Origin of the sequence: Rhodococcus sp. SB1D (genome assembly GCF_048573875.1) — a bacterium.
GTDB lineage: Bacteria > Actinomycetota > Actinomycetes > Mycobacteriales > Mycobacteriaceae > Rhodococcus_F > Rhodococcus_F qingshengii.
In genome coordinates, this window is record NZ_JBMAIQ010000006.1 from 111,921 (window position 1) to 134,745 (window position 22,825).

27 protein-coding genes and 4 tRNA genes are annotated in these 22,825 nt (G+C 63.2%); 6 read left to right on the forward strand and 25 right to left on the reverse strand.

Annotated elements, in window-relative coordinates:
* Position 1 precedes the first annotated feature (1 nt).
* The 16 genes from ACN50D_RS15400 to ACN50D_RS15475 form a co-directional block, all read right to left on the reverse strand.
* Positions 2-796 (reverse strand): MlaE family ABC transporter permease, encoded by a 795-nt coding sequence (locus ACN50D_RS15400; protein WP_003942038.1) that lies wholly within the window; start codon positions 794-796, stop codon positions 2-4.
* Between the two features lie 9 nt (positions 797-805).
* Positions 806-1,927, reverse strand: a complete 1,122-nt coding sequence (locus ACN50D_RS15405; RefSeq protein ID WP_007728450.1) for an ABC transporter ATP-binding protein — start codon at positions 1,925-1,927, stop codon at positions 806-808.
* A gap of 259 nt (positions 1,928-2,186) precedes the next feature.
* Positions 2,187-2,573 (reverse strand): 50S ribosomal protein L7/L12, encoded by a 387-nt coding sequence (gene rplL / locus ACN50D_RS15410; protein ID WP_003941857.1) that lies wholly within the window; start codon positions 2,571-2,573, stop codon positions 2,187-2,189.
* A gap of 78 nt (positions 2,574-2,651) precedes the next feature.
* Complete coding sequence (gene rplJ, locus ACN50D_RS15415; RefSeq protein WP_003942074.1) at positions 2,652-3,236, reverse strand: 50S ribosomal protein L10; 585 nt, start codon at positions 3,234-3,236, stop codon at positions 2,652-2,654.
* Between the two features lie 419 nt (positions 3,237-3,655).
* Positions 3,656-4,348 carry a hypothetical protein gene (locus ACN50D_RS15420; protein WP_042453090.1) on the reverse strand — a complete coding sequence of 231 codons (693 nt, stop codon included), beginning with the start codon at positions 4,346-4,348 and terminating at the stop codon, positions 3,656-3,658.
* A gap of 134 nt (positions 4,349-4,482) precedes the next feature.
* Positions 4,483-5,202 (reverse strand): 50S ribosomal protein L1, encoded by a 720-nt coding sequence (gene rplA / locus ACN50D_RS15425; RefSeq protein ID WP_003941982.1) that lies wholly within the window; start codon positions 5,200-5,202, stop codon positions 4,483-4,485.
* 109 nt (positions 5,203-5,311) lie between these two features.
* Positions 5,312-5,746 (reverse strand): 50S ribosomal protein L11, encoded by a 435-nt coding sequence (gene rplK, locus ACN50D_RS15430; RefSeq protein WP_003941896.1) that lies wholly within the window; start codon positions 5,744-5,746, stop codon positions 5,312-5,314.
* Positions 5,747-5,812: 66 nt separating this feature from the next.
* Positions 5,813-6,649, reverse strand: coding sequence for a transcription termination/antitermination protein NusG (gene nusG, locus ACN50D_RS15435; protein ID WP_003942049.1), 837 nt, complete (start codon positions 6,647-6,649; stop codon positions 5,813-5,815).
* Between the two features lie 84 nt (positions 6,650-6,733).
* Positions 6,734-7,237: a preprotein translocase subunit SecE gene (gene secE / locus ACN50D_RS15440; protein WP_064113968.1), complete on the reverse strand. Its 504-nt coding sequence runs from the start codon at positions 7,235-7,237 to the stop codon at positions 6,734-6,736.
* A gap of 31 nt (positions 7,238-7,268) precedes the next feature.
* A tRNA-Trp gene (locus tag ACN50D_RS15445) sits at positions 7,269-7,341 on the reverse strand.
* A 173-nt stretch (positions 7,342-7,514) separates the two neighbouring features.
* Positions 7,515-7,940: a (3R)-hydroxyacyl-ACP dehydratase subunit HadB gene (gene hadB / locus ACN50D_RS15450; RefSeq protein ID WP_003941909.1), complete on the reverse strand. Its 426-nt coding sequence runs from the start codon at positions 7,938-7,940 to the stop codon at positions 7,515-7,517.
* A complete protein-coding gene (gene hadA, locus ACN50D_RS15455) occupies positions 7,927-8,481 on the reverse strand; it encodes a (3R)-hydroxyacyl-ACP dehydratase subunit HadA (RefSeq protein WP_212633896.1) in 555 nt (184 codons plus the stop codon). Before hadA ends, hadB begins: the two co-directional genes overlap by 14 nt.
* A gap of 86 nt (positions 8,482-8,567) precedes the next feature.
* On the reverse strand, positions 8,568-8,735 hold the full coding sequence (gene rpmG / locus ACN50D_RS15460; protein WP_003941903.1) for a 50S ribosomal protein L33: 168 nt from the start codon (positions 8,733-8,735) through the stop codon (positions 8,568-8,570).
* Between the two features lie 61 nt (positions 8,736-8,796).
* Positions 8,797-8,869, reverse strand: a tRNA-Met gene (locus ACN50D_RS15465).
* Positions 8,870-8,914: 45 nt separating this feature from the next.
* Positions 8,915-8,987 (reverse strand) — tRNA-Thr (locus ACN50D_RS15470).
* A gap of 311 nt (positions 8,988-9,298) precedes the next feature.
* A tRNA-Tyr gene (locus ACN50D_RS15475) sits at positions 9,299-9,381 on the reverse strand.
* Positions 9,382-9,605: 224 nt separating this feature from the next.
* Between ACN50D_RS15475 and ACN50D_RS15480 the strand changes: the two genes are divergently transcribed.
* Positions 9,606-10,097 carry a YajQ family cyclic di-GMP-binding protein gene (locus tag ACN50D_RS15480; protein ID WP_003941854.1) on the forward strand — a complete coding sequence of 164 codons (492 nt, stop codon included), beginning with the start codon at positions 9,606-9,608 and terminating at the stop codon, positions 10,095-10,097.
* 71 nt (positions 10,098-10,168) lie between these two features.
* On the opposite strand, the gene htpX is transcribed toward ACN50D_RS15480, so the two are convergent.
* Together htpX and ACN50D_RS15490 are read right to left on the reverse strand one after the other, a co-directional pair.
* Entirely contained in the window at positions 10,169-11,032 is an 864-nt protein-coding gene (htpX, locus tag ACN50D_RS15485) for a zinc metalloprotease HtpX (RefSeq protein ID WP_029254860.1), read from the reverse strand.
* A gap of 153 nt (positions 11,033-11,185) precedes the next feature.
* Positions 11,186-12,235 carry a polyprenyl synthetase family protein gene (locus ACN50D_RS15490; protein ID WP_037129929.1) on the reverse strand — a complete coding sequence of 350 codons (1,050 nt, stop codon included), beginning with the start codon at positions 12,233-12,235 and terminating at the stop codon, positions 11,186-11,188.
* A gap of 104 nt (positions 12,236-12,339) precedes the next feature.
* Between ACN50D_RS15490 and ACN50D_RS15495 the strand changes: the two genes are divergently transcribed.
* Positions 12,340-13,602: a geranylgeranyl reductase family protein gene (locus tag ACN50D_RS15495; RefSeq protein WP_372450153.1), complete on the forward strand. Its 1,263-nt coding sequence runs from the start codon at positions 12,340-12,342 to the stop codon at positions 13,600-13,602.
* Between the two features lie 55 nt (positions 13,603-13,657).
* On the opposite strand, the gene ACN50D_RS15500 is transcribed toward ACN50D_RS15495, so the two are convergent.
* The 4 genes from ACN50D_RS15500 to menD form a co-directional block, all read right to left on the reverse strand.
* Positions 13,658-14,356 carry a demethylmenaquinone methyltransferase gene (locus tag ACN50D_RS15500; RefSeq protein WP_042925614.1) on the reverse strand — a complete coding sequence of 233 codons (699 nt, stop codon included), beginning with the start codon at positions 14,354-14,356 and terminating at the stop codon, positions 13,658-13,660.
* A 37-nt stretch (positions 14,357-14,393) separates the two neighbouring features.
* Complete coding sequence (locus ACN50D_RS15505; protein WP_197523597.1) at positions 14,394-15,539, reverse strand: glycosyltransferase family 4 protein; 1,146 nt, start codon at positions 15,537-15,539, stop codon at positions 14,394-14,396.
* A gap of 68 nt (positions 15,540-15,607) precedes the next feature.
* Positions 15,608-16,051, reverse strand: coding sequence for a DUF3592 domain-containing protein (locus ACN50D_RS15510; protein WP_007728471.1), 444 nt, complete (start codon positions 16,049-16,051; stop codon positions 15,608-15,610).
* On the reverse strand, positions 16,048-17,661 hold the full coding sequence (gene menD / locus ACN50D_RS15515; protein ID WP_003942063.1) for a 2-succinyl-5-enolpyruvyl-6-hydroxy-3-cyclohexene-1-carboxylic-acid synthase: 1,614 nt from the start codon (positions 17,659-17,661) through the stop codon (positions 16,048-16,050). Before menD ends, ACN50D_RS15510 begins: the two co-directional genes overlap by 4 nt.
* 68 nt (positions 17,662-17,729) lie before the next feature.
* Between menD and ACN50D_RS15520 the strand changes: the two genes are divergently transcribed.
* Positions 17,730-18,332 (forward strand): flavin reductase family protein, encoded by a 603-nt coding sequence (locus ACN50D_RS15520; protein WP_039972961.1) that lies wholly within the window; start codon positions 17,730-17,732, stop codon positions 18,330-18,332.
* Positions 18,333-18,390: 58 nt separating this feature from the next.
* On the forward strand, positions 18,391-19,218 hold the full coding sequence (locus ACN50D_RS15525; RefSeq protein ID WP_042453072.1) for a siderophore-interacting protein: 828 nt from the start codon (positions 18,391-18,393) through the stop codon (positions 19,216-19,218).
* A gap of 66 nt (positions 19,219-19,284) precedes the next feature.
* Here ACN50D_RS15525 and ACN50D_RS15530 read toward each other — a convergent pair whose 3' ends face one another.
* Genes ACN50D_RS15530 through ACN50D_RS15540 form a run of 3 tightly spaced genes read right to left on the reverse strand, consistent with a single transcriptional unit; the run spans position 19,285 to position 21,421 of the window.
* Complete coding sequence (locus ACN50D_RS15530; RefSeq protein WP_003941973.1) at positions 19,285-19,731, reverse strand: DUF6918 family protein; 447 nt, start codon at positions 19,729-19,731, stop codon at positions 19,285-19,287.
* A 48-nt stretch (positions 19,732-19,779) separates the two neighbouring features.
* A complete protein-coding gene (locus tag ACN50D_RS15535; RefSeq protein ID WP_007728475.1) occupies positions 19,780-20,775 on the reverse strand; it encodes an o-succinylbenzoate synthase in 996 nt (331 codons plus the stop codon).
* A gap of 1 nt (position 20,776) precedes the next feature.
* On the reverse strand, positions 20,777-21,421 hold the full coding sequence (locus ACN50D_RS15540) for a PaaI family thioesterase (RefSeq protein WP_037129937.1): 645 nt from the start codon (positions 21,419-21,421) through the stop codon (positions 20,777-20,779).
* 83 nt (positions 21,422-21,504) lie between these two features.
* Between ACN50D_RS15540 and ACN50D_RS15545 the strand changes: the two genes are divergently transcribed.
* Complete coding sequence (locus ACN50D_RS15545) at positions 21,505-22,398, forward strand: 1,4-dihydroxy-2-naphthoyl-CoA synthase (RefSeq protein ID WP_024487301.1); 894 nt, start codon at positions 21,505-21,507, stop codon at positions 22,396-22,398.
* A gap of 28 nt (positions 22,399-22,426) precedes the next feature.
* On the forward strand, positions 22,427-22,816 hold the full coding sequence (locus ACN50D_RS15550) for a VOC family protein (protein ID WP_003941917.1): 390 nt from the start codon (positions 22,427-22,429) through the stop codon (positions 22,814-22,816).
* Positions 22,817-22,825 lie beyond the last annotated feature (9 nt).

Genomic DNA, 22,825 nt, shown 5'->3' on the forward strand with positions numbered 1-22,825 from the left:
GTCAAGATCCCTTCGCCGGCACGATCTGGAGGTACACCATCGTCAGAATCAGATTGGCGAAGAACAACAGCAGGAACGTGATGACGACAGCCTGGTTCACCGCCTCACCGACGCCCTTCGGGCCACCGGACGGGTGGAGTCCCTTGTACGCGGAGATCACACCAGCGATGACACCGAACACCGCGGCTTTGATCTCACCGCTCCAAATGTCCGGTAGCTGCGCAAAAGCTGAGAACGACGAGATGTAGGCACCGGGGTTACCGCCCTGCAGGATCACGTTGAAGAAGTAACCACCCGCGATACCGACGACGGACACCAGTCCGTTGAGCAGAACAGCGATCAGCACCATCGCGAGGACACGCGGAACCACCAGGCGCTGAATCGGATTGATTCCGAGGACTTCCATCGCGTCGATCTCTTCACGGATGGTTCGAGAACCGAGATCGGCCGTCACGGCCGATCCGGCCGCACCGGCGACCAGCAACGCTGTCACCAGGGGGCTACCCTGCTGGATCACCGCCAGGACGCTGGCAGCGCCAGTGAACGATTCTGCACCCAACTGCTTGATCAGCGAACCGGTCTGCAGTGAGACGACGGCGCCGAAAGGGATGGCTACCAATGCCGTCGGCAAAATTGTCACGCTGGCGATGAACCAGGCCTGCTCGATGAACTCACGGAACTGAAATGGACGCCGGAACGTATTCCTGACGACGTCGACAAACAGTTCGACGATGTTTCCGGCCTGAGTTAATGCTCCGTTGACCGGACTCAGAACCGAGTTGCGGGTAACCCCCATCCGATATGCCTACCCTTGCCCGTGTGTCGTGTTTCCGTAGGGATCGCCCTCGTATGCAGGAATGACCTGCGTGTCTTGCGAGTTGTCGTTCCACTCCCCCTGATAGCCGCTCGCTTCGGCGTACTGGGGATCGTACTGCCCAGTTCCGTCAACCTCGTCGAGGCTGTCCTGAATCGCCGCCTGTGCGTTAGCTGGGAGGGTGTGCATGATCTGACGGACGCGCTCCTGGCGACGACGAACAGCCTGACGCTCCGGGTTTCCGGGGGTGGCCTTCATCTGCGGCACGATGCCCTCGACGTCGTCGACACCACCGGCGTGGTGACCGGCGTCGACGAGCGCCTGCTCGTGCGCCATCTGAGCCTCGTCCTTCTCCTCCGACATACCGATCGGACCGATCATCGTTCCGTTGAGGAACTGCTTGACGACGGGCTCGTCCGAGGTGAGCAGCACCTCACGAGGACCGAACATCACCAACTGACGACGGAAGAGCATGCCGATGTTGTCCGGCACCGTGCGTGCGAGGTTGATGTTGTGCGAGACGATCAGAATCGTCGCGTCCGACTGGGCGTTGATGTCGATCAGCGTTTGGCTGATGTACGTCGTACGCACCGGATCCAGACCGGAGTCGGGCTCGTCGACGAGGATGATCTCGGGATCGAGAACGAGTGCACGCGCCAGACCGGCACGCTTGCGCATACCGCCGGAGATCTCACCGGGAAGCTTGTCCTCGGCGCCGACCAGACCCGTGAGGTCCAACTTCTCCATCACGATCTTGCGGATATCGGATTCCGACTTCTTGGTGTGCTCACGAAGCGGGAAGGCGATGTTGTCGTACAAGTTCATCGAGCCGAACAGTGCGCCGTCCTGGAAGAGAACGCCGAACAGTTTGCGGATCTCGTAGAGCTCCTTGGAGGAGCACTGCAGGATGTCCGTGCCGTCGATGACGATGGAGCCTTGTTCAGGGCGGAGCAGTCCGATCAGGGACTTCAGGAACACCGACTTACCGGTACCCGAAGGCCCGAGCAGTGCGCTGACCTCACCCGCGGGAAGTGTCAACGACACGTCCTGCCAAATCCTCTGCGACCCGAAAGACTTTGTCAGTCCTTGTACCGCTACCTCGACTCCCACCATTACCTCCGCGACGTCCGTTGCATGCATGCACCCGTGTGGGTTGGGTCACTCTATCGCATGGGAGTGGTACCCGTGACTGCGAATACTACTAACGAGTAGGGAAGAAGCATAATTCAGATCACAGCCTAGTTCGGACACCCCTCCCACCTGCATGAATTCCGGCATATCACCCGCGAAAAAAGTTCAAAAAAAGAGGGCCACTCCCCGTGGGGAGTGGCCCTCTTCGTTACTACTCGCGAAGAGCAGCGGGAAAACCGTCTTACTTGATGACGATCTTTGCGCCGGCAGCTTCGAGCTTTTCCTTGGCAGCCTCTGCGGCGTCCTTGGCAACCTTCTCGAGGATGGCCTTCGGAGCGCTCTCGACGAGATCCTTGGCTTCCTTCAGGCCGAGGCCGGAAACGACCTCACGGACGACCTTGATGACCTGGATCTTCTTGTCGCCAGCCGACTCAAGGACGACGTCGAACTCGTCCTGCTCTTCAGCAGCTTCTGCGCCGGCAGCCGGTGCGCCTGCAGCGGCGACGGCGACGGGAGCAGCAGCGGTGACCTCGAAGGTCTCCTCGAATGCCTTAACGAACTCCGAGAGCTCGAGGAGGGTGAGCTCCTTGAACTGGTCCAACAACTCTTCGGTGCTGAGCTTCGCCATTGTGGCGGTCCTTCCTGTAAGTCCCATGTCGCTGATCCGCGACCGGGCGGGGTTATAGCAGTGATGCGCGGGTGCGGATCAGCTTTCGGCTTCGGCCTCGGCCGGAGCCTCGGTGGCAGCCTCTGCGGGGGCCTCTGCGGCTCCGCCTTCTGCAGCCTTCTTCTCCTGCAGGGCAGCGGCCAGACGGGCCATCTGCGAAGCGGGAGCATTGAACAGGCCTGCGGCCTTTGCCAAGTTGCCCTTCATCGCGCCGGCAAGCTTTGCCAACAGGATTTCGCGGGATTCGAGATCCGCGATCTTGTTGACCTCTTCCACGGACAGCGCAGCGCCGTCCATGTAGCCGCCCTTGATGATGAGCGCCTTGTTGTCCTTAGCGAAGTTCTTCAGAGCCTTCGCAGCGTCGACCGGTTCGCCCTTGATGAATGCAATGGCGGTCGGACCAACGAACAGGTCATCAAGGCCCTCGATGCCAGCCTCTGCGGCGGCACGCTTGACCAGGGTGTTCTTGGCGACGGAGTAGGTGGCACCTTCTCCGAGAGCGCGTCGCAGTGTCGTGATGTTGCCAACCGAAAGGCCACGGTATTCCGTGACCACAGCGGCGGTCGAACCCTTGAACTGCTCGGTGATTTCCGCAACTGCGGAAACCTTCTCAGGCTTTGCCATACTTCGCCTCCTCTCGTGACAGTCGTTGTCCCACTCAGGAACCGCTGCACCTCATCGGGGTGAACCCGAGAAGACACAGTCCGCGACATGCAAAACGCCCCGGCGCAAGCGCACGGGGCGTACAGAGGAAACATGAAGAAGAGGCTTACGAATCAGCGTAACGATGCAAAGCGAGGCAGTGCATAACCAGGCAAACTGTAGAACCACTACATCAAGCTATCCCCCTACCTCGTTCACCTACGTGGGCCGCCGGGCACTCCCGGACTTTCAACCACACCCATCACTGAGTGCAATCACCAACGGTCTTGGGTAGAACATGATTTTGGGGTGAAGTTCATATCCAGCACTGAACTCCGCCTCGAAGACTACCTGACTGCTCGCTGCACAACCAAATCGGGTTCGTCACGCACCCGATTCCTTCAAGCACCGATAGCCCTGGCGATCTTGTGTTCGATTGCTGCCCGAGCTCGGTCCGGCAACACCAGCAGTCCATCGAGTTCCTTGTGGGCCTTCCGGTACGCACTCTGACGTTCCTGTGGCGTCGCGCCCTCGTCCATGGCCAGTCGCAGCAGACGTTGCGCCCTTACCAGGCGCTCTTGTTCGTCGAGGGTGAATCCGCTCCGTCGGCGGCGCTTCGCCTCAGCTTCCGCGATTTCGAAGGCGATCGAGTAAGCGTGCACCGCCTCGCGGTACTCGGTTTGTGCCTGCTGGTTGCCGATCATCGTCTCCGGATTGCCTGGGCGAAGCAGATCGGCACGATATTTGGCTCGATGAAAATCGGCCGTCAAAGGCTCGCGCATGTCCGTCATCATCGGGGTGTCGAGCAGTGTGACCGGATCGAGCTCATACGAGAACCATCGGGCGTCGACCGCATCGTGCTGCTCGATTGCCTTGGCCAGCTCTCGGCGCTGTGTTTCTTCGTCGGCGTGATGTTGTGCGTTGGCTTGCGCGATGGCGACCTTGGTCTGCTGCTTGAGCCGGAAGCGCTCTTGCCGGCGCTCGATCCGCCTTTCGTTGGCAACCGCGACACCCTTCAGCGCCCCACCGATGGTGCCGCCGAAAACGAAGATCAGCCACCAAAAGTTTCCGAGGAACTGGAACGCTTCGTGCATACCCCGATGATGCCACCGTTAGATCGATACCACCGATGGACCGATACCACCGGCAGGGATCACCCTCTCCCGAAACGACAAGAAGGCCGGCAGGGAGTGATCCCTGCCGGCCTTCTTGTTCGTATGCGGACTGCTTACGCGTCTGCAGCATCCTCGAGGAGGTTGCGAGTACGGTTCGGATCCACCGGGATGCCCGGACCGGTGGTGGTCGAGACCGTGATCTTCTTCACGTAGCGACCCTTGGCCGACGAGGGCTTCGCACGCAGGATCTCGTCCAGGGCTGCGCCGTAGTTCTCCACCAGCTTCTCATCGTCGAACGATGCCTTGCCGATGACGAAGTGCAGGTTGGCCTGCTTGTCGACGCGGAAGTTGATCTTTCCGCCCTTGATGTCGTTGACAGCCTTGGTGACATCCGCCGTGACGGTGCCCGTCTTCGGGTTCGGCATCAGGCCACGGGGTCCGAGGACACGGGCGATGCGGCCGACCTTGGCCATCTGATCAGGAGTCGCGATTGCGGCGTCGAAATCGACCCATCCACCCTGGATGCGCTCGATCAGGTCTTCTGCACCGACTACGTCAGCGCCTGCAGCCTCGGCTTCTGCTGCCTTCTCGCCAACAGCGAACACGATGACGCGAGCGGTCTTACCGGTGCCGTGGGGCAGGTTGACCGTTCCGCGGACCATCTGGTCAGCCTTACGGGGGTCGACGCCCAGACGAACTGCAACCTCAACGGTTGCATCCATCTTGGTGGACGACGTCTCCTTGGCGAGCTTTGCAGCCTGAAGCGGGCTGTAGAGCTTGTCTGCGTCGATCTTCTCAGCGGCGGCGAGGTACGCCTTGCTGCGCTTTGCCATTTGTTCTGTCCTTACTTGTCACTGCAGCGAATTACCTGTGCAGTGGTGAATGGTTCAGTTGTGGTCGGGGCCTGGCCGGCCCTCCCACGTAATGCTGTGGAGCGGACTATCAGCCCTGGACCGTGATGCCCATGGAACGAGCGGTGCCGGCGATGATCTTCGCGGCCTGCTCGATGTCATTGGCATTGAGGTCTTCAGCCTTGGTCTTCGCGATTTCGCGCACCTGATCCATGGTCACCGAGGCAACCTTGGTCTTGTGCGGTTCGCCGGAGCCCTTGGCGACGCCGGCTGCCTTGAGGAGCAGCTTGGCGGCGGGAGGGGTCTTCAGCTTGAAATCGAAGGTCCGGTCTTCGTAGACCGAGATCTCGACCGGCACAACGTTGCCGCGCTGGGACTCAGTCGCCGCGTTGTAGGCCTTGCAGAACTCCATGATGTTCACGCCGTGCTGACCGAGCGCGGGACCCACGGGAGGTGCAGGGTTAGCCTGACCTGCCTGGATCTGCAGCTTGATGAGCCCGGCGAGCTTCTTCTTCTTTGGGGGCATCTCTAGTTCCTAGTTTCTAGCTTGGGTGTGTGTCTTGCGTCGAACAAATTGCAAGTTTTGGGGTGGTCAGATCTTCGCGACCTGGTTGAAGTTGAGCTCAACCGGGGTTTCACGACCGAAGATCGACACGAGAACCTTGAGCTTCTGCTGCTCGCCGTTGACCTCGCTGATGCTGGCCGGAAGGGTTGCGAACGGGCCGTCCATGACGGTGACCGACTCGCCGACCTCGAAGTCGACCTCGATGAGGGGCTTGCCGAAGGACTCGGACGGTGCCTCGCCTGCTGCGACGGCGGCCGCTGCAGCCTGCTGCTTCTTCTGCTCCTGCTGCGGGAGCAGGAACTTGACGACCTCGTTGAGGGTCAGCGGCGAGGGACGCGACGTGGCACCGACAAAACCGGTGACACCAGGCGTGTTGCGCACGGCGCCCCACGACTCGTCGTTGAGCTCCATGCGAACGAGGATGTATCCGGGCAGAACCTTGCGGTTGACCTGCTTGCGCTGGCCGTTCTTGATCTCGGTGACCTCTTCGGTGGGAACTTCCACCTGGAAGATGTAGTCGCCGACATCGAGGTTCTGAACGCGAGTCTCGAGGTTGGTCTTGACCTTGTTCTCGTAACCGGCGTACGAGTGGATGACGTACCAGTCACCCGGGGCGCGGCGCAGCGCAGCCTTGAGTTCGGCAACGGGATCCTCGACCTCGAGCTCGGCGGCGGGAGCGGCCTCGTCGGAGTTCTCGGCATCGTCGGAGATGACGTCCTCGGTCGCTGCAGCGTCTGCATCAGTGCCTTCGGCAACGTCTGCATCGGTGCCTTCGGCAACCACGACGTCTACTTCGGCTGCCGCCTCGGCAGAAACACGCTCTTCGGCCAAAGCCTCATTCGTGTCGTTCTCGGGGGTGCTCACTGGGGCACTCGCTTCCTCTCGTTACTCGGACCCGGGTCGGGTCTTGTCGCGCTCGCAGGCAAAGACGCCCGACTGCTACGGCGATCAGCCGAACAGCCAGGTGACACCCTTGATCACAGCGATATCGACGCCGCTGATGAAAGCGACCATGAAGACCACGAACGTCAGCACGACGCTGGTGTAGGTGATCATCTGCTTGCGGTTCGGCCAGATGACCTTACGGAGTTCTGCGATGACCTCGCGGAAGAATTTGCGCAGGCGCTTGAAGATGTTGTCCTTCTTCGCCTTGGGCTTCTTGCCGGGGTTCGTTGCAGTCGGCTTGGCCGAAGATGTCCGGGATGCCGTCCGGGCCGGAGTCTTCACGGTGGACGCGCTGACCGAGGCGCCGCGTGCAGCGCGCTTGCCGGTCGGCTTGTTGGAAACCCCACTGGATGCGGAGGGAGCCTTTTCGGCACCGTCCTTGTCCAACGAAAGATCGGAACGCGTAGTCGCGTCAGCTGCAGTGTCGTCGACACCGGTCGAATCGGCAGACAGTGAAGTCTCCGCATCCGAAGTGTCGGCGTCGCGCTTGGCGCGCTCCTCGCTCACGTCGTTCCTCTCAGTCGCTGGCATCCGGGGGCAGGGGCGACAGGACTTGAACCTGCAACCTGCGGTTTTGGAGACCGCTGCTCTGCCAGTTGAGCTACGCCCCTTTGGTTGACCTCGACAGGTAGACCCTGCCTGAATCAACCGTTCTGCGATCACACAACATACGCGCTACCCGAGGTGAATGTCTTGCAACATTCAGGGCAGCGCGCAGCGCTGAGGAATCCCAGAAATCTCAGTGTACTTCAAAGCCCCGGAACAAACACAATCCGCCCTGCGATCAGGCTAGACGGACCGTGGCAGTGGCACGACCGAAGATCTTCTTACCTTCGGACTTGGCCACAATTGCCAGTACTGCGGTCTTGCTTTCTTCGTCGATCGACTTCACCTTGGCGGTGAACTCGATCTCGGCAGCCTTGTCGGCTGCCACGATCACCGGGCTCGTGAACCGTACGTTGTACTCGGTCACTGCGCCCGGATCTCCCAGCCATTCGGTGACGTAGCCGGCACCGATGCCCATGGAGAGCATGCCGTGCGCGACGACGTCCGGCAAGCCGGCAAGTCGTGCGACCTCGTCACTGAAGTGAATCGGATTGGGATCTCCCGAAACACCCGCGTAGTTGGCGAGGTTTCCACGCGTCAGGGTGACGGACTTCTCGGGGAGAAGTTCGCCGACACTCACGTCGGAAAATTTACGAAGCGACATGCATCATCACGTCCTTGACTGCGTGGGCGATGTTCTCGTCCACTTCCCCACCCGTTCGAGCAACAAGCGTCGTCCACGTGGTGACGACGGCTTCGTCGTTCTGATCGGTGATGATGTTCTTGGTCACGATGATGTCGCTACCTGCGGCCTGCCTGAACGAATCCAGGAAGACGTCGCTGAAGAGTCGGTCACCGACCTGCATGGGCTTGTGCAGCACCAAGCGCTGATCGGTCTGAAGAATCTGACTCAAGTCGTAGCCTGTGACGATCTCTTCGAACAGACGTCGCTGAGCAATGGCACCCACGATGGCGACGAACGTGATGGGAGCGATCAGGCCGTCGTATCCGAGGCCCTTGGCTGCCGACTCGTCGTAGTGCGCGGGATGGGCGTCCTGGACGGCGCGAGCGAACTCGCGCACCTTCTCGCGTCCGACCTCGTAGAAGTCTTCGACACGATAGTGGTGACCGACCATCTGGACGGCATGAGCGGCCGGGTCCGTAGGGACCTCGGCCGCTGCCTGGTTCTCTTGCAAATCTGTCACGCGGTGAGACTCTCTTCTAGCTAGGACCCGAAGACGCAGGCCCAGAGAGGGTCTTCCGCGAAAATCGTCGTCCTGTTAAGGACTTACTACTTCGACTCGCGATGCGACTGGTGGGTTCCGCAGTTGGGGCAGAACTTCTTGAGCTCCAGGCGATCGGGGTCGTTGCGCCGATTCTTCTTGGTGATGTAGTTGCGGTGCTTGCATACCTCGCAGGCCAAGGTGATCTTGGGCCGAACGTCGGTCGAGGAGGCCACGGGATGCCTTCTTTCGGGTGTATCTGATTACGAGCAATCAGGGTGGATCATGCATATTGTGTAGCGGTGACCGGACTTGAACCGGCGACGCAACGATTATGAGTCGTTTGCTCTACCAACTGAGCTACACCGCCTCGGTGTCGAGTGTCGCGCGGAAAGCACGGCACCACAATCCAGCGAGCCCCCTAACGGAATCGAACCGTTGACCTTTTCCTTACCATGGAAACGCTCTACCGACTGAGCTAAGGGGGCGTGGCTCAGGAGCGCGTTGCCGCTCTCTTGAAGCCTCCGAAAGATTACACACGAACGAGCGCCAGCACCAAATCCGCTGGTCATCGGGGCAAAAATGGTGCCGGAGCCCATTGTTGCACCGATCGGGGCCGCTGGCGAGGGCTTTGCGTGAACCAACTTGACCCCGCACTCCCCCGAAGGCATCCCCAGAAGCACTCCCGAGGCCCCTGAGCCGCAGCCGACGCCGGCGTCACCAACGCCCACCCGACCTCGGAACAAGCACAAAAAAGTCAGCCCCGACTCTCGTAAAGAGAATCGGGGCTGACTTGGTGTGGCAGATGTAGGATTCGAACCTACGTAGGCATAAGCCGACGGATTTACAGTCCGCTCCCATTGGCCGCTCGGGCAATCTGCCGTGCTTGCACCAGGCTTCGATCCGGCGCATTCGCAAGTATATCGCGACGTGCGGCGGCCGAAAACGGCTTCCTCGGTGCGGTGAGAAGAATACAACGAACACACCCCCATTTTGCAAACCGGGTGGTAACGGGCGGTGCCGACCCGATAACGTCGAGGTGTCCACCGGTATGGAAGGTGGGCGGAACTCGATGTTCGTGAACTACCGGAAAGCGGGAGTGTGAAGTGGCTGATTCGTCCTTCGACGTGGTGAGCAAGGTTGACCGTCAAGAGGTGGACAACGCCCTGCATCAGGCTGCCAAGGAGTTGACCACGCGTTTCGACTTCCGAAACACGGGAGCGTCGATCGAGTGGTCTGGTGAAGAGACGATCACGTTGAACGCCGACACCGAGGAGCGACTGCTGGCCGCCCTCGACGTGTTCAAGGAGAAGTTGATCCGTCGCGACATCTCGCTGAAGGCATTCGATGCCGGCGAGCCGGCGCAGTCCGGAAAGATCTACAAGCTGTCCGGAACCTTGGTCCAGGGCATCAGCAGCGAGAACGCGAAGAAGATCACCAAGAAGATTCGCGACGAGGGCCCCAAGGGCGTCAAGGCGCAGATCCAGGGTGAGGAACTTCGTGTGAGCAGCAAGAAGCGCGACGACCTCCAGGGCGTCATCTCCCTGCTCAAGGGTGAGGACTTCGGGATCGCCCTGCAGTTCGTGAACTACCGGTAGCAGGGGCTGCGCCCCTGTGCGCCTTTTTGGTAGTTCCGACGACCAGAAAGGCTCACAGGGGCCGAAGGCCCCTACATCCCCGCCATCTTCTCCAAACGCTCGATCCGGTCCGCCATGGGCGGATGCGTCGAGAACAGCTTGCTGACCTTGTCCCCCGCTCTGAAGGGGTTGGCGATCATCAGGTGGGACTGCGCCGCGAGCTTGGGCTCAGGCGGCAACGGCGCGGCTGCAACGCCCGACTCGAGCTTGCGCAGCGCCGACGCCAACGCCAGCGGGTCACCGGTGAGCTCGGCTCCCGATTGATCCGCCTGGTACTCGCGAGAGCGCGAGACGGCCAGCTTGACCACGGTTGCCGCGATCGGACCCAGTAGGGAGACGAGCAGCAGCGCGATCGGATTGCTTCCCTGCCCGTTCCCTCGGCCGCCGAAGATGCTCGCGTACATCGCGAAGTTGGCCAGGCCAGAGATGACGCTGGCCATCGCGCCGGCCACGGACGAGATCAAAATGTCCCGGTTGTAGACGTGGGAGAGTTCGTGCCCGAGCACGGCACGCAGTTCGCGTTCGTTCAGGATCTGCATGATGCCGCTGGTCACGCACACCGCGGCGTGCCGAGGGCTACGACCGGTGGCAAACGCGTTCGGGGCGTTCGTGGGGCTGATGTACAGCCTGGGCATCGGTTGGTGCGCCGTAGTGGCGAGTTCGCGCACGATCCGGTAGATCGCCGGTGCCTCGACCTCGGTGATGGGCTGGGCGCGCATCGATCGAAGCGCCAGCTTGTCGCTGTTGAAGTACACGTAGGCATTCATGCCGACGGCAAACAGAACGGATCCCCACAGAAGGAACGGGCTGTTGAACAGCGAGCCGATGAAGACGATCAGCGCCGACATCCCCACCAACAAGCCGAATGTCTTCGCACCGTTCGCGTAGCCGTGCAAACCGCTCACCTCTTGCCTCGCTGGAGCCGAAGGCTCACCCGAACTCCCCGGTGTATGCACCGGTTCTGTTCAGTCAACGAAGGACAGGGTCATCAGGGTTCCCACCCAGTGACTGTCGGGGTTTCCACCCGGTGGCCCCGATTCGCCGAGGTGTCAGCCGACTCGTTCGATCGTGTAATCGACGAGACGCACGAGCGCTTCGTTGGCCGGTCCCTGCGGGAGCTCAGCCAACTGAGCTTTCGCCGCGACGGCATACTCGCCCAGCTTTGCCTTCGCCTTGACCATGCCCGGCGAACGCTCGAGCAGTTCGAGAGCTTCTTCTACCAGGGCATCTTCGGTAACCGGGCCCGCGAGCAGCTCCCGCAGGCGATCTGCGTCGGCCCCTTCTTCGCGGAACGCGTACAGGACGGGCAGGGTGTGGACACCCTCGCGCAGGTCGGTGCCGGGCGTCTTGCCGGACTGCGCCGATACGGACGAGATGTCGATGATGTCGTCGGAGATCTGGAACGCGGTGCCGACGGCATCACCCAGGCGCTCGAGGCGCTCGATGTGAGCTGCGTCGGCGCCGGAGAAGGTGCCGCCGAAGCGTCCCGAAGCAGCGATCAGCGAACCGGTCTTCTCCCACACGACCTTGAGGTAGTGCTCGACCGGATCCTGCTCCTTCTTGACACCGATCGTCTCGCGCATCTGGCCGGTGACCAGTTCGGCGAATGTTTCGGCGATGATCCGAACGGCCTCAGGTCCGAGCGTCGACACCAGTCGTGATGCGTGCGCGAACAGATAGTCGCCGGCCAGGATCGCCACACTGTTTCCCCAGCGGGCGTTGGCGCTGGGTGCTCCGCGCCGCATGGACGCCTCGTCCATGACGTCGTCGTGATAGAGCGTCGCCAGGTGAACGAGTTCGGTGACAGTCGCTGCGGTGATGATCGACGGATCGTTCGGCACCGGTCCGAGTTGCGCGGTCAGGATCGTGAACAACGGACGGAAGCGCTTTCCACCAGCTCGCGCGAGATGCAGCGCGGCCTCGGTGAGGAAGTCTTCTCCGTCGGACAGCTCGCTGACCAACAACTCCTCGACATCGGAGAGTCCACCACGCACTACTGCGGCGAGCTGTTCGTCGCCCAGGTCGATGCCTGCAACGACGGTGCTCGATGCGGTTGCGTCGGCAGCAGTCTTTTCGGTGCTCACGATGTCAGTACCCATTCCTGTCGTCAGTGACGGCTCGGTTCCCACGGTAGTGAACCTAGCGGTTCGCACTCGGGACGGCCTCGCCACGGTGGCGATCGCGAGCCTGGGAAGATGTGAGTGTGTCCGTAGAAGAGCAGTCCCCCGTCGTCGATTCGCTTCCGAACGAAACCGACATTGTGGTCATCGGCGCAGGTCCCGCGGGTTCTTCGGCCGCTGCATGGGCCGCCCGCAGCGGCCGAGACGTCGTCCTCGTGGACGCTGCCGTCTTCCCGCGAGACAAGACTTGTGGTGATGGACTCACTCCGCGCGCCGTGGCCGAACTGGATCTCCTCGGCCTCGGCGAGTGGGTTCGGTCACATACGACGAACAAGGGCCTGCGGTTGTCCGGCTTCGGACAAGAACTCGAACTCGAGTGGCCGGGGACGTCGTTCCCGCCGATCGGCAGCGCCATCCCCCGCACCGAACTCGACGACGCCATTCGCCGGTGCGCCGTCGAATCGGGCGCGGTCATGGTCGAGGGCACCAAGGCCGTCGACGTCGAACTCGACGGTGATCGAGTAGCCGCCGTCGTACTCGCCGGCCCCTCGGGACGCAGCGCTCTTCGTTGCCGGACGCTGATCATCGCCGACGGCGTTCGCTCGACGCTCGGCAAGAAGCTGGGACGGCAGTGGCACCGGGACACCGCGTACGGCGTCGCGGCACGCGCTTACGTCGCGACGCCGCGCAGCGCCGACCCGTGGATCACCTCGCATCTGGAACTGCGGGACGCGGAGGGCACGTTGCAGGCGGGGTACGGCTGGATCTTCCCGCTCGGTACCGGCGAGGTGAACATCGGCGTCGGGACACTGGCGACGTCCAAGCGCCCGGCACCAGGTGCCTTGCGACCCTTGCTGGACCTCTACACCGATCAGCGCCGAAGCGAGTGGCAGTGGAGCAGCGAAATACATTCCGTCGCTTCGGCTTTGCTACCCATGGGTGGAGCCGTTTCCAACATCGCCGGACGCAACTGGGCCGTGATCGGCGACGCCGCAGCGTGTGTGAACCCGCTCAACGGTGAGGGCATCGACTACGGCCTCGAAGGCGGACGTCTGGTGGTCGAACAGCTCGGCGCCGACGATCTGACGGAGCTGTGGCCGACCGTGCTTCGGGAGCACTACGGGCAGGCGTTCTCGGTCGCGCGCCGGCTCGCAGGCCTGCTGACGGTTCCGCAGTTCCTGCCCGCGTCGGGTCCGATCGCGATGCGCTCACGGGCACTGATGACGGTCGCCGTTCGGGTGATGGGGAACCTCGTCACCGACGCCGACGTCGATCTGACGGCGAAGGCATGGCGTGCGTCGGGGGCCGCGTCGAGAAAGATCGACTCCCGACCGTTGTTCGGTTGAGCAAGTGCTGTGCGCCTTTATTAACCGCCGGGGGTTGATAAAGGCGCACAGCAGTTCAGGCAGTGGCGTAATGCAGCGCCACGATGCCGCCGGTGAGGTTGCGCCACTTGACGTTCTTCCACCCGGCAGCCTCGATCTTGCGGGCCAACTCTTCCTGGGTCGGCCAGGCGCGGATCGATTCGGCGAGGTAGACGTAGGCGTCGGGGTTGCTGCTGACGGTGCGTGCAACCCGAGGGAGCGCCTTCATGAGGTATTCCATGTAGACCGTGCGGAAGGGCCCGAAGACGGGCGTCGAGAACTCGCTGACGACGAGACGTCCGCCCGGCTTGGTGACGCGGGCGATCTCACGCAGTCCGGCTTCGAAGTCGGAGACGTTGCGCAGACCGAAGGAAATCGTCGCGGCGTCGAACACGTTGTCGGCATAGGGCAGGTACATCGCGTCACCTGCGACCATCGGAACTTTGCGCGAGATTCCGGCCTTGAGCATGCCCTTGGAGAAGTCGGTGGCGACGCACCAGGCACCGGAGCGCCCCAGTTCGACGGTCGAGACTCCGGTTCCGGCGGCGAGGTCGAGCACCTTCTCGCCCGGCTTCAGATCGAGGGCTTCGCGGGTGGCCTTGCGCCAACCCTTGTCCTGGCCGAAGGACAGCACGGTGTTGGTGAGGTCGTATCGCTCCGCGACGTCGTCGAACATCGACGCGACTTCGTGCGGTTGCTTCTCGAGAGTTGCTCGGGTTCCGTGTGTAGTGGCCACACCCGAAACGCTACCAACCCTCGGGCAGCGAGGGCGTTCAGGCTGCTCTGGCACCCGTTCGCCGCCCGAGGCCCTGCACGTCCTCGTAGTGACGGAGCAACTCTTCGCAGATTGCCGGCCAGGTCCGGTGCAGCACCGAGCGCCTCGCCGCGGAGCCGAACTGCACCCGCAGATCACGCTGACGAAGTGCGTCGACGGCGCTTGGCAGGAGTTCGGTGAACCTGTCCGTCGGCAGGAGGTAGCCGTTGCGGCAATGCGAGATCAGGTCACGCGGTCCGCCGGCGTCCGGTCCGACGACAGGCACACCACTCGCGAGGGCTTCCTGAACCGCCTGGCAGAAGGTCTCGTGCTCGCCGGGGTGAACGAATACGTCCAGGCTCGCATAGGCGTCGGCCAGCGCGGTACCGCCGAGTTGTCCGGTGAAGATCGCGTCCGGCATCAGTCGTCGTAGGTTCTCGCGGTCCGGGCCGTCTCCGACGACGACGATCTGCACACTGGGATCGCCGGCCAGGGCCGCCAATCGTTCGACGTGCTTTTCGGGCGCGAGGCGACCGACGAAGCCGACCACCAACCGGTCGCTGTCGCCGATCCAGGACTGCCGCAACACCGAGCTACGACGCGAAGGCGCGAATCGTTGTGCGTCGACGCCGCGGGCCCATCGGTGCACGCGCGGAATGCCGTGCTCTTCGAGGGCGTCGACTGCCGACGTGGAGGGCGCGAGTGTCCTGTTGCAGCTCTTGTGGATTCGACGGGTCCACGCCCATGCGGCGCGGCTGGTGACGCCGAGACCGTAGCTTTCGGCAAATCCGGCGACGTCGGTCTGGTAGACCGCGACGGTCGGGATCCCGAGCCGCTTGGCGACGGCCACTCCCCCGGCGCCGAGCAGGAACGGTGACGCCAGATGGACGACGTCGGGCGCGAAGGTCCGCACGGCCGTGGTCAATCGTGGTTGCGGCAGGCCGACGGGAAGTGAACTGACTTTGGGCACCATGACGGCTGGCACCCGAACCACCTGAACGCCTTCGTGTTCGGTGGCGGCAGAGGTGTCGGATCCGACGGTGTCCGGCGCAATGACCATGGCGTCGTGGCCAGTGCGATCGAGGTGTTCGAGCACGCGTAGTACCGAGTTGGTGACGCCGTTCATGTTGGGCAGGAATGACTCCGCAACGATGGCTACTCTCACACCGAGAACGGTGACAGGGCCAGGAAAAGTCCACGTCATGTTCGTGTGAAGTTCGGGCGAAGCGCGAACTAACTCGAGGCGACCGGCGCCGAACTTGCCGCCTGCGCTTCCCGCTTGCGCAGGTACCAGATCGACGGTCCAGCCAGGAGCCACGTCACGACGATCACCGATCCTGCCGGGATCAGCGCCACCGTCGCGTTGCGTCCCGCTACCCGGACCAAATCAGGGTCGGCTTTGGAGTACTCCACCTCGATGCGTTGTCCCACAGTCAGATTGGTGGGGTAGAGCACGCCGAGTTCAGGGTTGTGGTTGGCGCCGTCCGGTGTCACGAAGCTGATCGCCGAACGTAGCGAGCCTGCCGAGAGCACCTCGGCGGTTGCGGTCCCCATGTTCGATTCGATGGTCCGATCGTTGCGCCAGGCACCGAGAACCAGAATCACCGCGAGCACGGAAATGCCGACCGCAACCACCAGCACACCGATGCGGAGGCGACGCAGAACTGTTTGCGTCACAGCTGTGCCCGCACGGAAGCGTGGAGTTCGCGCAGCCCACTGCGATCCGTCGCGACCTCGAGCACACGAATGCCGTTGGCCGGTTGCGCCAGCGTCGTTGCCAGGGCGTCGACGGTGACCGCTGCGTGCGGCACGCGGTAGGCCGCGCACAGCGCAGCCAGGTCCATGCCGTGTGGTGTTCCGAACACTCGCTCGAAGACGCCGGCGTACTGCGGGTCGCCTTGTTCGAGGAGCTCGAAGATACCGCCGCCGTCGTCGTTGGCGACGACGATGGTGAGGTCGCTCGGCCTCGGCTCACCGGTCCCGATCAGCAGCCCGGACGCGTCGTGCAGGAAGGTCAGGTCGCCCATGAGAGCGACGGTCCGGCCGCCCTCGTACGCCAACGCAGCACCGACCGCCGCCGAGACGGTGCCGTCGATACCTGCGACGCCGCGATTCGACAGCACCCGTACGGCGGGCTTGGGATAGCTCACGAGGGCCGCGTCGCGAACAGGGTTGGATGCGCCGAGCAGAAGCTGGTCGCCGTCCGCGAGAGCATCCATCACAGCAGCTGCCACGTGCAGGCCGGTGGCCTTGGGGTGGGCGTCGAGTTGCTTGCGGACGGCAGTTTCGGCGTGCTCGGTCAGCGCGGCGCATCGAGCGATCCAGGCGGGATCGGGAGTCCCGGTGACCACTGCTCTGGTTCCGGTGGCGAGTACGTTGCCGGATACGTCCGGCCAGCGCGGCCCGGTAGTCAGCGCGTAGACGTCGACGCCCGGGTCGGCCAGCACCTTCGAGACCTGACGATGCAACGTCGGGCGGCCGGTGATGATCGCCTGCTTGGGCTTGAGTTGCGAGAGCGCGAGTGGATGCAGTGCGATCCCGTGCATCGGAGCCGTCGGCTCGGCCACGGTCGGCAGGCCGGCCAGCTCAGGCCGAAGCGCACTACCGTGTCCGGAAATGACCACCGTATCTGCGGTGAGGTCCAGATCGACGGGAACGTCGAGCGTCGCATTCTGGGTGGTGGTCCAGGCCGCACCGCCGGGACGGCCCTCCGGGACCGGCCCCTGCACGTGCACGTCCGGCACCAGCGGCTCACGAAGTGGAATGTCGAAATGCACCGGACCCGCGTTTCCGGATCGGGTTCCGCGGGCAGCGGCGAGGACCCGGCAGACCGCCGAGCGCCACTGGCTGTTCTGCGTCGAATCGTCCTCCGCCAGGCCCAGGCTGATGGTTGCGCGGACTTGACTGCCGAAGAGCCCGAGCTGCTCGACGGTCTGGTTGGCGCCGGTGCCGAGCATCTCGTACGGCCGGTTGGCGCTCAGGACCACCAGCGGCACTCGCGCGTAGTTGGCCTCGAGGACAGCGGGTCCGAGATTCGCGACGGCGGTCCCGGAAGTCATCACGATGGGGACCGGTCGTTTCCCGGCGATTGCCAGTCCGAGTGCCAGAAAGCCTGCTGTCCGCTCGTCGATCCGCATGTGCAGACGCAACCGGCCGTCGAGGTCGGCGGCCTGGAGGGCAAATGCGAGGGGCGCGTTGCGAGAGCCTGGACACAGCACGACTTCACGCACGCCACCACGAACCAGTTCGTCGACGACGGCTGTGGCTTGTGCAGTGGACGGATTCACGCCTTCAAGAGTGTCAGATGTTCGGGCGCAAGCATGCCCAGGGGCGGGGACAGCGGCATTATGTGTGGGTGCGCACACTCTTCGATCCAGCCGAGCTCGAACCCCGCCGGTTCTATCAGTTACTCACCGCTTCGGTGGTCCCCCGGCCGATTGCCTGGGTGTCCACCCTGTCGGCGGACGGCGTCGGCAATCTGGCTCCGTACAGCTTTTTCACCGTGGCAAGTTCGGCGCCGCCGATCGTGCAGTTCACGTCGGTCGGACGCAAGGACAGTCTGCGCAACATCGAAGCGACCGGCGAATTCGTGATCAACCTGGCGACTGCCAGGCTTGCCGACGTGGTGAACCAGAGTTCGGCCTTCTACGACGCCGAGGCCGACGAGTTTCTCGAGTTGAACATCCGTAGCGAGCCGAGCGAGCGGGTTCGCCCCGTCCGGGTCGCCGACTCCCCGATCGCCATCGAATGCACGCTCCACCAGGTCATCGAGGTCGGCAATTCATTTGTCGTGATGGGAAATGTGGTGGCGGTCGCAGTACGTCCCGAGGCTGTCGCCGACGACGGCCTGCCGGACTTCGCGGCAATCGCACCGATGAGCCGACTTGGCCGAGCGCAGTGGGGTCTTCCTCCCGAAGTCGTCGAAAAGGACAGACCCACCACTCCACAGCGACCGTAAATCAGGTTAGGGTTACCTGATTAGGTACGAGTAACAGATAATCAGGGAGCAACCAGTCATGGCCAAGCGCGCCAAGTTCGTGAAACCGGCCTCACGCAGCATCGTGTCGGCGCAGGTCGTGGCGAACAAACGAATCAGCCCCAGCTTCATCCGGGTGACCATTGCCGGCGAAGAGCTGTCCACCATCGCTCCGATGGGTGCCGATCAGTGGTTCCGCATGTTCATCCCGCAGGTCGGCCAGAGTGAACTCCGGTTGCCGAGCGCGGCCAGCAATCTCTGGTATGCGCAGTACCTGTTGATGTCCAAGGACACGCGACCCGTCGTGCGCAACTACACGATTCGCGCCTACCGTGCTGCCGGATCCGGTCTCTTCGGCGAGACCACGGAGATCGACATCGACTTCGCTTATCACGGCGACATCGGCCCGGCATCCGCGTGGGCGGACACCGCGTCGGCCGGCGACGAGGTCGCCCTCTTGGACGAAGGCTGCATCTACAACCCCACACCCGAGGCCAAGTGGCAACTGCTCGTCGGCGACGAGAGTGCACTTCCCGCGATCATCGGCATTCTGGAATCCGCGCCCGCAGACCTGCGTGCCGAGGTCTTCGTCGAGATTCCGAACATCGAAGACAAGCAAGACATTCCGGAGTTGGCGAACGTCAACGTGCATTGGCTCGTTCGCGAGGACGAACACGCGACGCCGGGTGTTCTGACCCTCGAGACCGTCCGCGCCGCCGAACTGCCCGAGGGGCCGTCGTACACCTTTGTCGCCGGCGAACAGGCACTCACCACCGGGCTGCGTCGGCACCTCGTGAACGACCGGAAGTTCGCCAAAACCGACATCACCTTCACCGGCTTCTGGCGCCACGGACATTCGGCTCACTGACAAACGCACCGAAAACGACGAGTGGCCCGAGAGAAACTCCCGGGCCACTCGTCGTTTTACGTTCGCTTATGCAGCGTGCTTCTGGATCACATCGCCCAGACGCGGCAGAGCTGCAGTCACATGCTTCTTCGCCGAACCGCGCAGCTTCGAGTACATCGACTTGACGACGGCCTTGTCGCTACCTTCGATACGCTCGTCCGTCACCTCGAGGAGGGAATCGGCAACCGCGTCGCCGCGGGCGCTGATGAAATCGGCGAAGCTACCTTCACCGGAAGCCGAGAATTCCTGCCAGTACGGCTCGAGCTTTGCCACGAAAGCCGGCAGAAGCGCGGTGACGGCGTCCGGCACGATGGACGGGCTCACCTTCTTGACCGCGCCGTAGCCACCCTTGAGAGCCAGCCCTGAGGCCCCCGACTTATCCGAAACCTCTGCGTCGATCAAGGTCTGCACGTCCGCGACGACCGCGGGAACCCGTGATTCCTCGAGCAGGGTTTCGTTCAGAGCTGCAACCACTTTCGATCCCTTCATTCTTCACTGATGTTCATCAGGTCGCGCCCGAGACTATACGAAATTCGGCTGGTCCCTACTGCCGAGTATCCGATGGCAGCGCCGAGCCCTCTCCAACCACCAGTCGCGCCGGTCCGCGGGCGCGGCCAGCGTCTCGAGCAGAACCGGATCAGGCTCGACGGCACCCACCGACAAAGCACCGTCGACAGCTGCCCCGGTGACCGCGACATCCCGGACGAACAGGCCGCCGGTACCGAGTCCGCAGGCAAACGGAAGGGCGGGCAAGGCTGCCGCGGCCGCCAGTCCCGCGGACATCCCCACAGCCGTGTCCAGAGCGCTCGAGACCACCACCGGCACCCCGTAGTCCGCCAGCTGCGCCGACAGCGCCACCACAGCACGCATTCCGCCCAGCGGCGGCACCTTCACGACGGCCACGTCCGCTCCCCCCGCTCGTACGACGCGCAGCGGGTCCTCGGCACGGCGAATGCTCTCGTCGGCAGCGATCCGCACACCGGTCCCCGCGGCGCGGACCCTGACCAGTTCCTCGACGCTTGCACACGGCTGCTCGGCGTATTCGAGTTCACCGTCATCGGTGATCGCTCGCAAGGCCGTGATCGCCTCGTCCACGCTCCACCCGCCGTTGGCGTCGACGCGCACGTTCGGGATGTGCCGACGCACCTCGTTCACCCGGGCGACGTCCTGCGCCAGCGACTGTCCCTTCTCGGCGACCTTGACCTTGGCGGTCCGGGCCCCGGGGAAGCGCTCCAGCAATTCCGGAACGGCAGACGCGTCGATCGCCGGCACGGTCGCGTTGACGGGAACTGCGTCACGAAGCGCAGGCGGCGGACCCAGCCACGCCGCTTCGATACCCGCGAGCAGCCACTGCGACGCCTCGTCGTCGTCGTACTCGACGAAGGGTGCGAATTCTCCCCACCCGGCCGGGCCGCGAACGAGCAGGGCCTCACGAGTCGTGATGCCGCGAAAGCGAACTCGCATCGGTAGTGCGAGCACCACGGCGTCCGCGATCAGATCGTCGAACGAGGGGAACATGTCAGGGCTGTCCCGGAAGCAGTTCGATCATGAGCGCCTCACCGTCGGCGAGGAGCTTGCCGTCGAGATCGGTCAAGCGCGCGCTGACAAAAGTCTTGCGACCCTCGACCCGATCCACCTGCCCCTCGATCACCAGTTGTTGATTGAGCGGAGTGATCGCGCGGTAATTGATGTGGAGGTAGCCGGTGCGGGAGATCGGACGGCCACCCGCGTGGACCGTCATCCCGAAGACGTCGTCGAACAGCAAGGGCAGGACACCGCCGTGAGCGGCGCCGTTGCCGCCCAGGTGGTAGCGACGGAAGACGCCGGTACTGCGGACTCCTTCGGTGTCGAACTTCTCGACCATCCACGGGAGCATGAGGAGGCTGCCGCGTCCGGGCAGTTGGATGTTCGAGCCTGCGGGCGACTTGCCTTCCGGGACCTCGTACGGAGTCAACCGATCGGCAAGCTCCTCGGCTTGCGTAGCGATGTCTGCGAGTACGTCGTCGGGAACATTGGTCGAGACGGCAAGGTCCTGCAACCTGCGCATCGCTTCGACGAAGCGGCCGAAGTCCGGACCTGCGGGAGTGTGCCGGAACCGTGGAAATCCGCCCCGCTTCTCACCGTCTGTGACGATCTCCGTGCCGTCTGCGGTTTGTTCGCTCATGACCTGCACGTTAGCGCGCCCGGGAACGTGTTCTACCTCAGGTATCCGTTAGACGCGCGAGCCGTGCCTCTATCGTGGCTCAGGTGACCTTCAACCCGCAGCTCTGGCGCCCTGTCCCCGGATTCGAGAACCTCACCGACATCACCTACCACCGGCATGTCAGCCAAGGCACCGTTCGCGTCGCCTTCGACCGACCGGAAGTGCGTAATGCGTTCCGCCCGCACACCGTCGACGAGTTGTACCGCGCGCTCGATCACGCCCGGATGACCTCCGACGTGGGAGCGGTGCTCCTGACCGGCAACGGACCGAGCGAGAAGGACGGCGGTTGGGCGTTCTGCTCCGGCGGAGACCAGCGCATCCGTGGTCGCAGCGGCTACCAGTACGCCGAAGGTGAAACGGCGGACACCGTCGACAAAGCACGCGCCGGGCGCCTGCACATCCTCGAGGTCCAGCGCTTGATCCGCTTCATGCCGAAGGTCGTGATCTGCCTGGTCAACGGCTGGGCTGCGGGCGGCGGCCACAGCCTGCACGTGGTGTGCGACCTGACGCTCGCCAGCCGCGAGCACGCACGGTTCAAGCAGACCGACGCCGACGTCGGAAGCTTCGACGGCGGCTACGGCAGCGCCTATCTGGCAAAGATGGTGGGCCAGAAGTTCGCTCGCGAGATCTTCTTCCTGGGTGAGACGTACACCGCCGAGGAAATGCATCAGATGGGCGCGGTCAACAAGGTTGTCGACCACGCGGAACTCGAAAACGTCGCGATCGACTGGGCCGGCAAGATCAACGGCAAGTCGCCGCAGGCACAGCGGATGCTCAAGTACGCGTTCAACCTGCAGGACGACGGGTTGGTCGGCCAGCAGCTGTTCGCCGGTGAGGCAACACGTTTGGCGTACATGACCGACGAGGCCGTCGAGGGTCGTGACTCGTTCCTCGAAAAGCGTGATCCCGACTGGTCACCATATCCCTGGTATTTCTGACACAGTAGGTGCGAGAGGGAGGTCGGACGTGGAGATTCTGAGCAGTCGGACGATATTGCGCCCGAGCGAGTACGAACGAACGCTGAGCTTCTACCGAGACACCCTCGGTCTGGCGATCGCTCGTGAATATCCCGGCGGCACAGTCTTCTTCGCCGGCCAAGGGCTGATCGAAGTCGCTGCGCACGGCGGCACCGGCGAGGGCGGCTTTCGCGGCGCGATCTGGCTGCAGGTCCGGGACCTCACTGCCGTTCAGACCGAACTGGTTCTCGCCGGGGTCAAGATCGCGCGCGAGGCAAGACAGGAACCGTGGGGTCTACACGAGATGTGGATCGCCGACCCGGACGGGACACCGATCGTGATGGTGCAGATCCCGGAGGACCATCCCATCCGACGCGATTCCCGGCCACCGTCCGCGTAGTCGAGACAC

Coding starts and splice junctions, on each gene's coding strand:
- ACN50D_RS15525 (WP_042453072.1), top strand. CDS start 18,391: ATGGCCAAGCGCGCCAAGTTCGTGAAACCGGCCTCACGCAGCATCGTG.
- rplJ (WP_003942074.1), bottom strand. CDS start 3,236: ATGGCAAAGCCTGAGAAGGTTTCCGCAGTTGCGGAAATCACCGAGCAG.
- ACN50D_RS15535 (WP_007728475.1), bottom strand. CDS start 20,775: ATGTTCCCCTCGTTCGACGATCTGATCGCGGACGCCGTGGTGCTCGCA.
- rplA (WP_003941982.1), bottom strand. CDS start 5,202: ATGGCAAAGCGCAGCAAGGCGTACCTCGCCGCCGCTGAGAAGATCGAC.
- ACN50D_RS15490 (WP_037129929.1), bottom strand. CDS start 12,235: ATGGGTACTGACATCGTGAGCACCGAAAAGACTGCTGCCGACGCAACC.
- hadB (WP_003941909.1), bottom strand. CDS start 7,940: ATGTCGCTTCGTAAATTTTCCGACGTGAGTGTCGGCGAACTTCTCCCC.
- ACN50D_RS15405 (WP_007728450.1), bottom strand. CDS start 1,927: ATGGTGGGAGTCGAGGTAGCGGTACAAGGACTGACAAAGTCTTTCGGG.
- rplK (WP_003941896.1), bottom strand. CDS start 5,746: ATGCCCCCAAAGAAGAAGAAGCTCGCCGGGCTCATCAAGCTGCAGATC.
- rplL (WP_003941857.1), bottom strand. CDS start 2,573: ATGGCGAAGCTCAGCACCGAAGAGTTGTTGGACCAGTTCAAGGAGCTC.
- ACN50D_RS15540 (WP_037129937.1), bottom strand. CDS start 21,421: ATGAGCGAACAAACCGCAGACGGCACGGAGATCGTCACAGACGGTGAG.
- ACN50D_RS15420 (WP_042453090.1), bottom strand. CDS start 4,348: ATGCACGAAGCGTTCCAGTTCCTCGGAAACTTTTGGTGGCTGATCTTC.
- ACN50D_RS15400 (WP_003942038.1), bottom strand. CDS start 796: ATGGGGGTTACCCGCAACTCGGTTCTGAGTCCGGTCAACGGAGCATTA.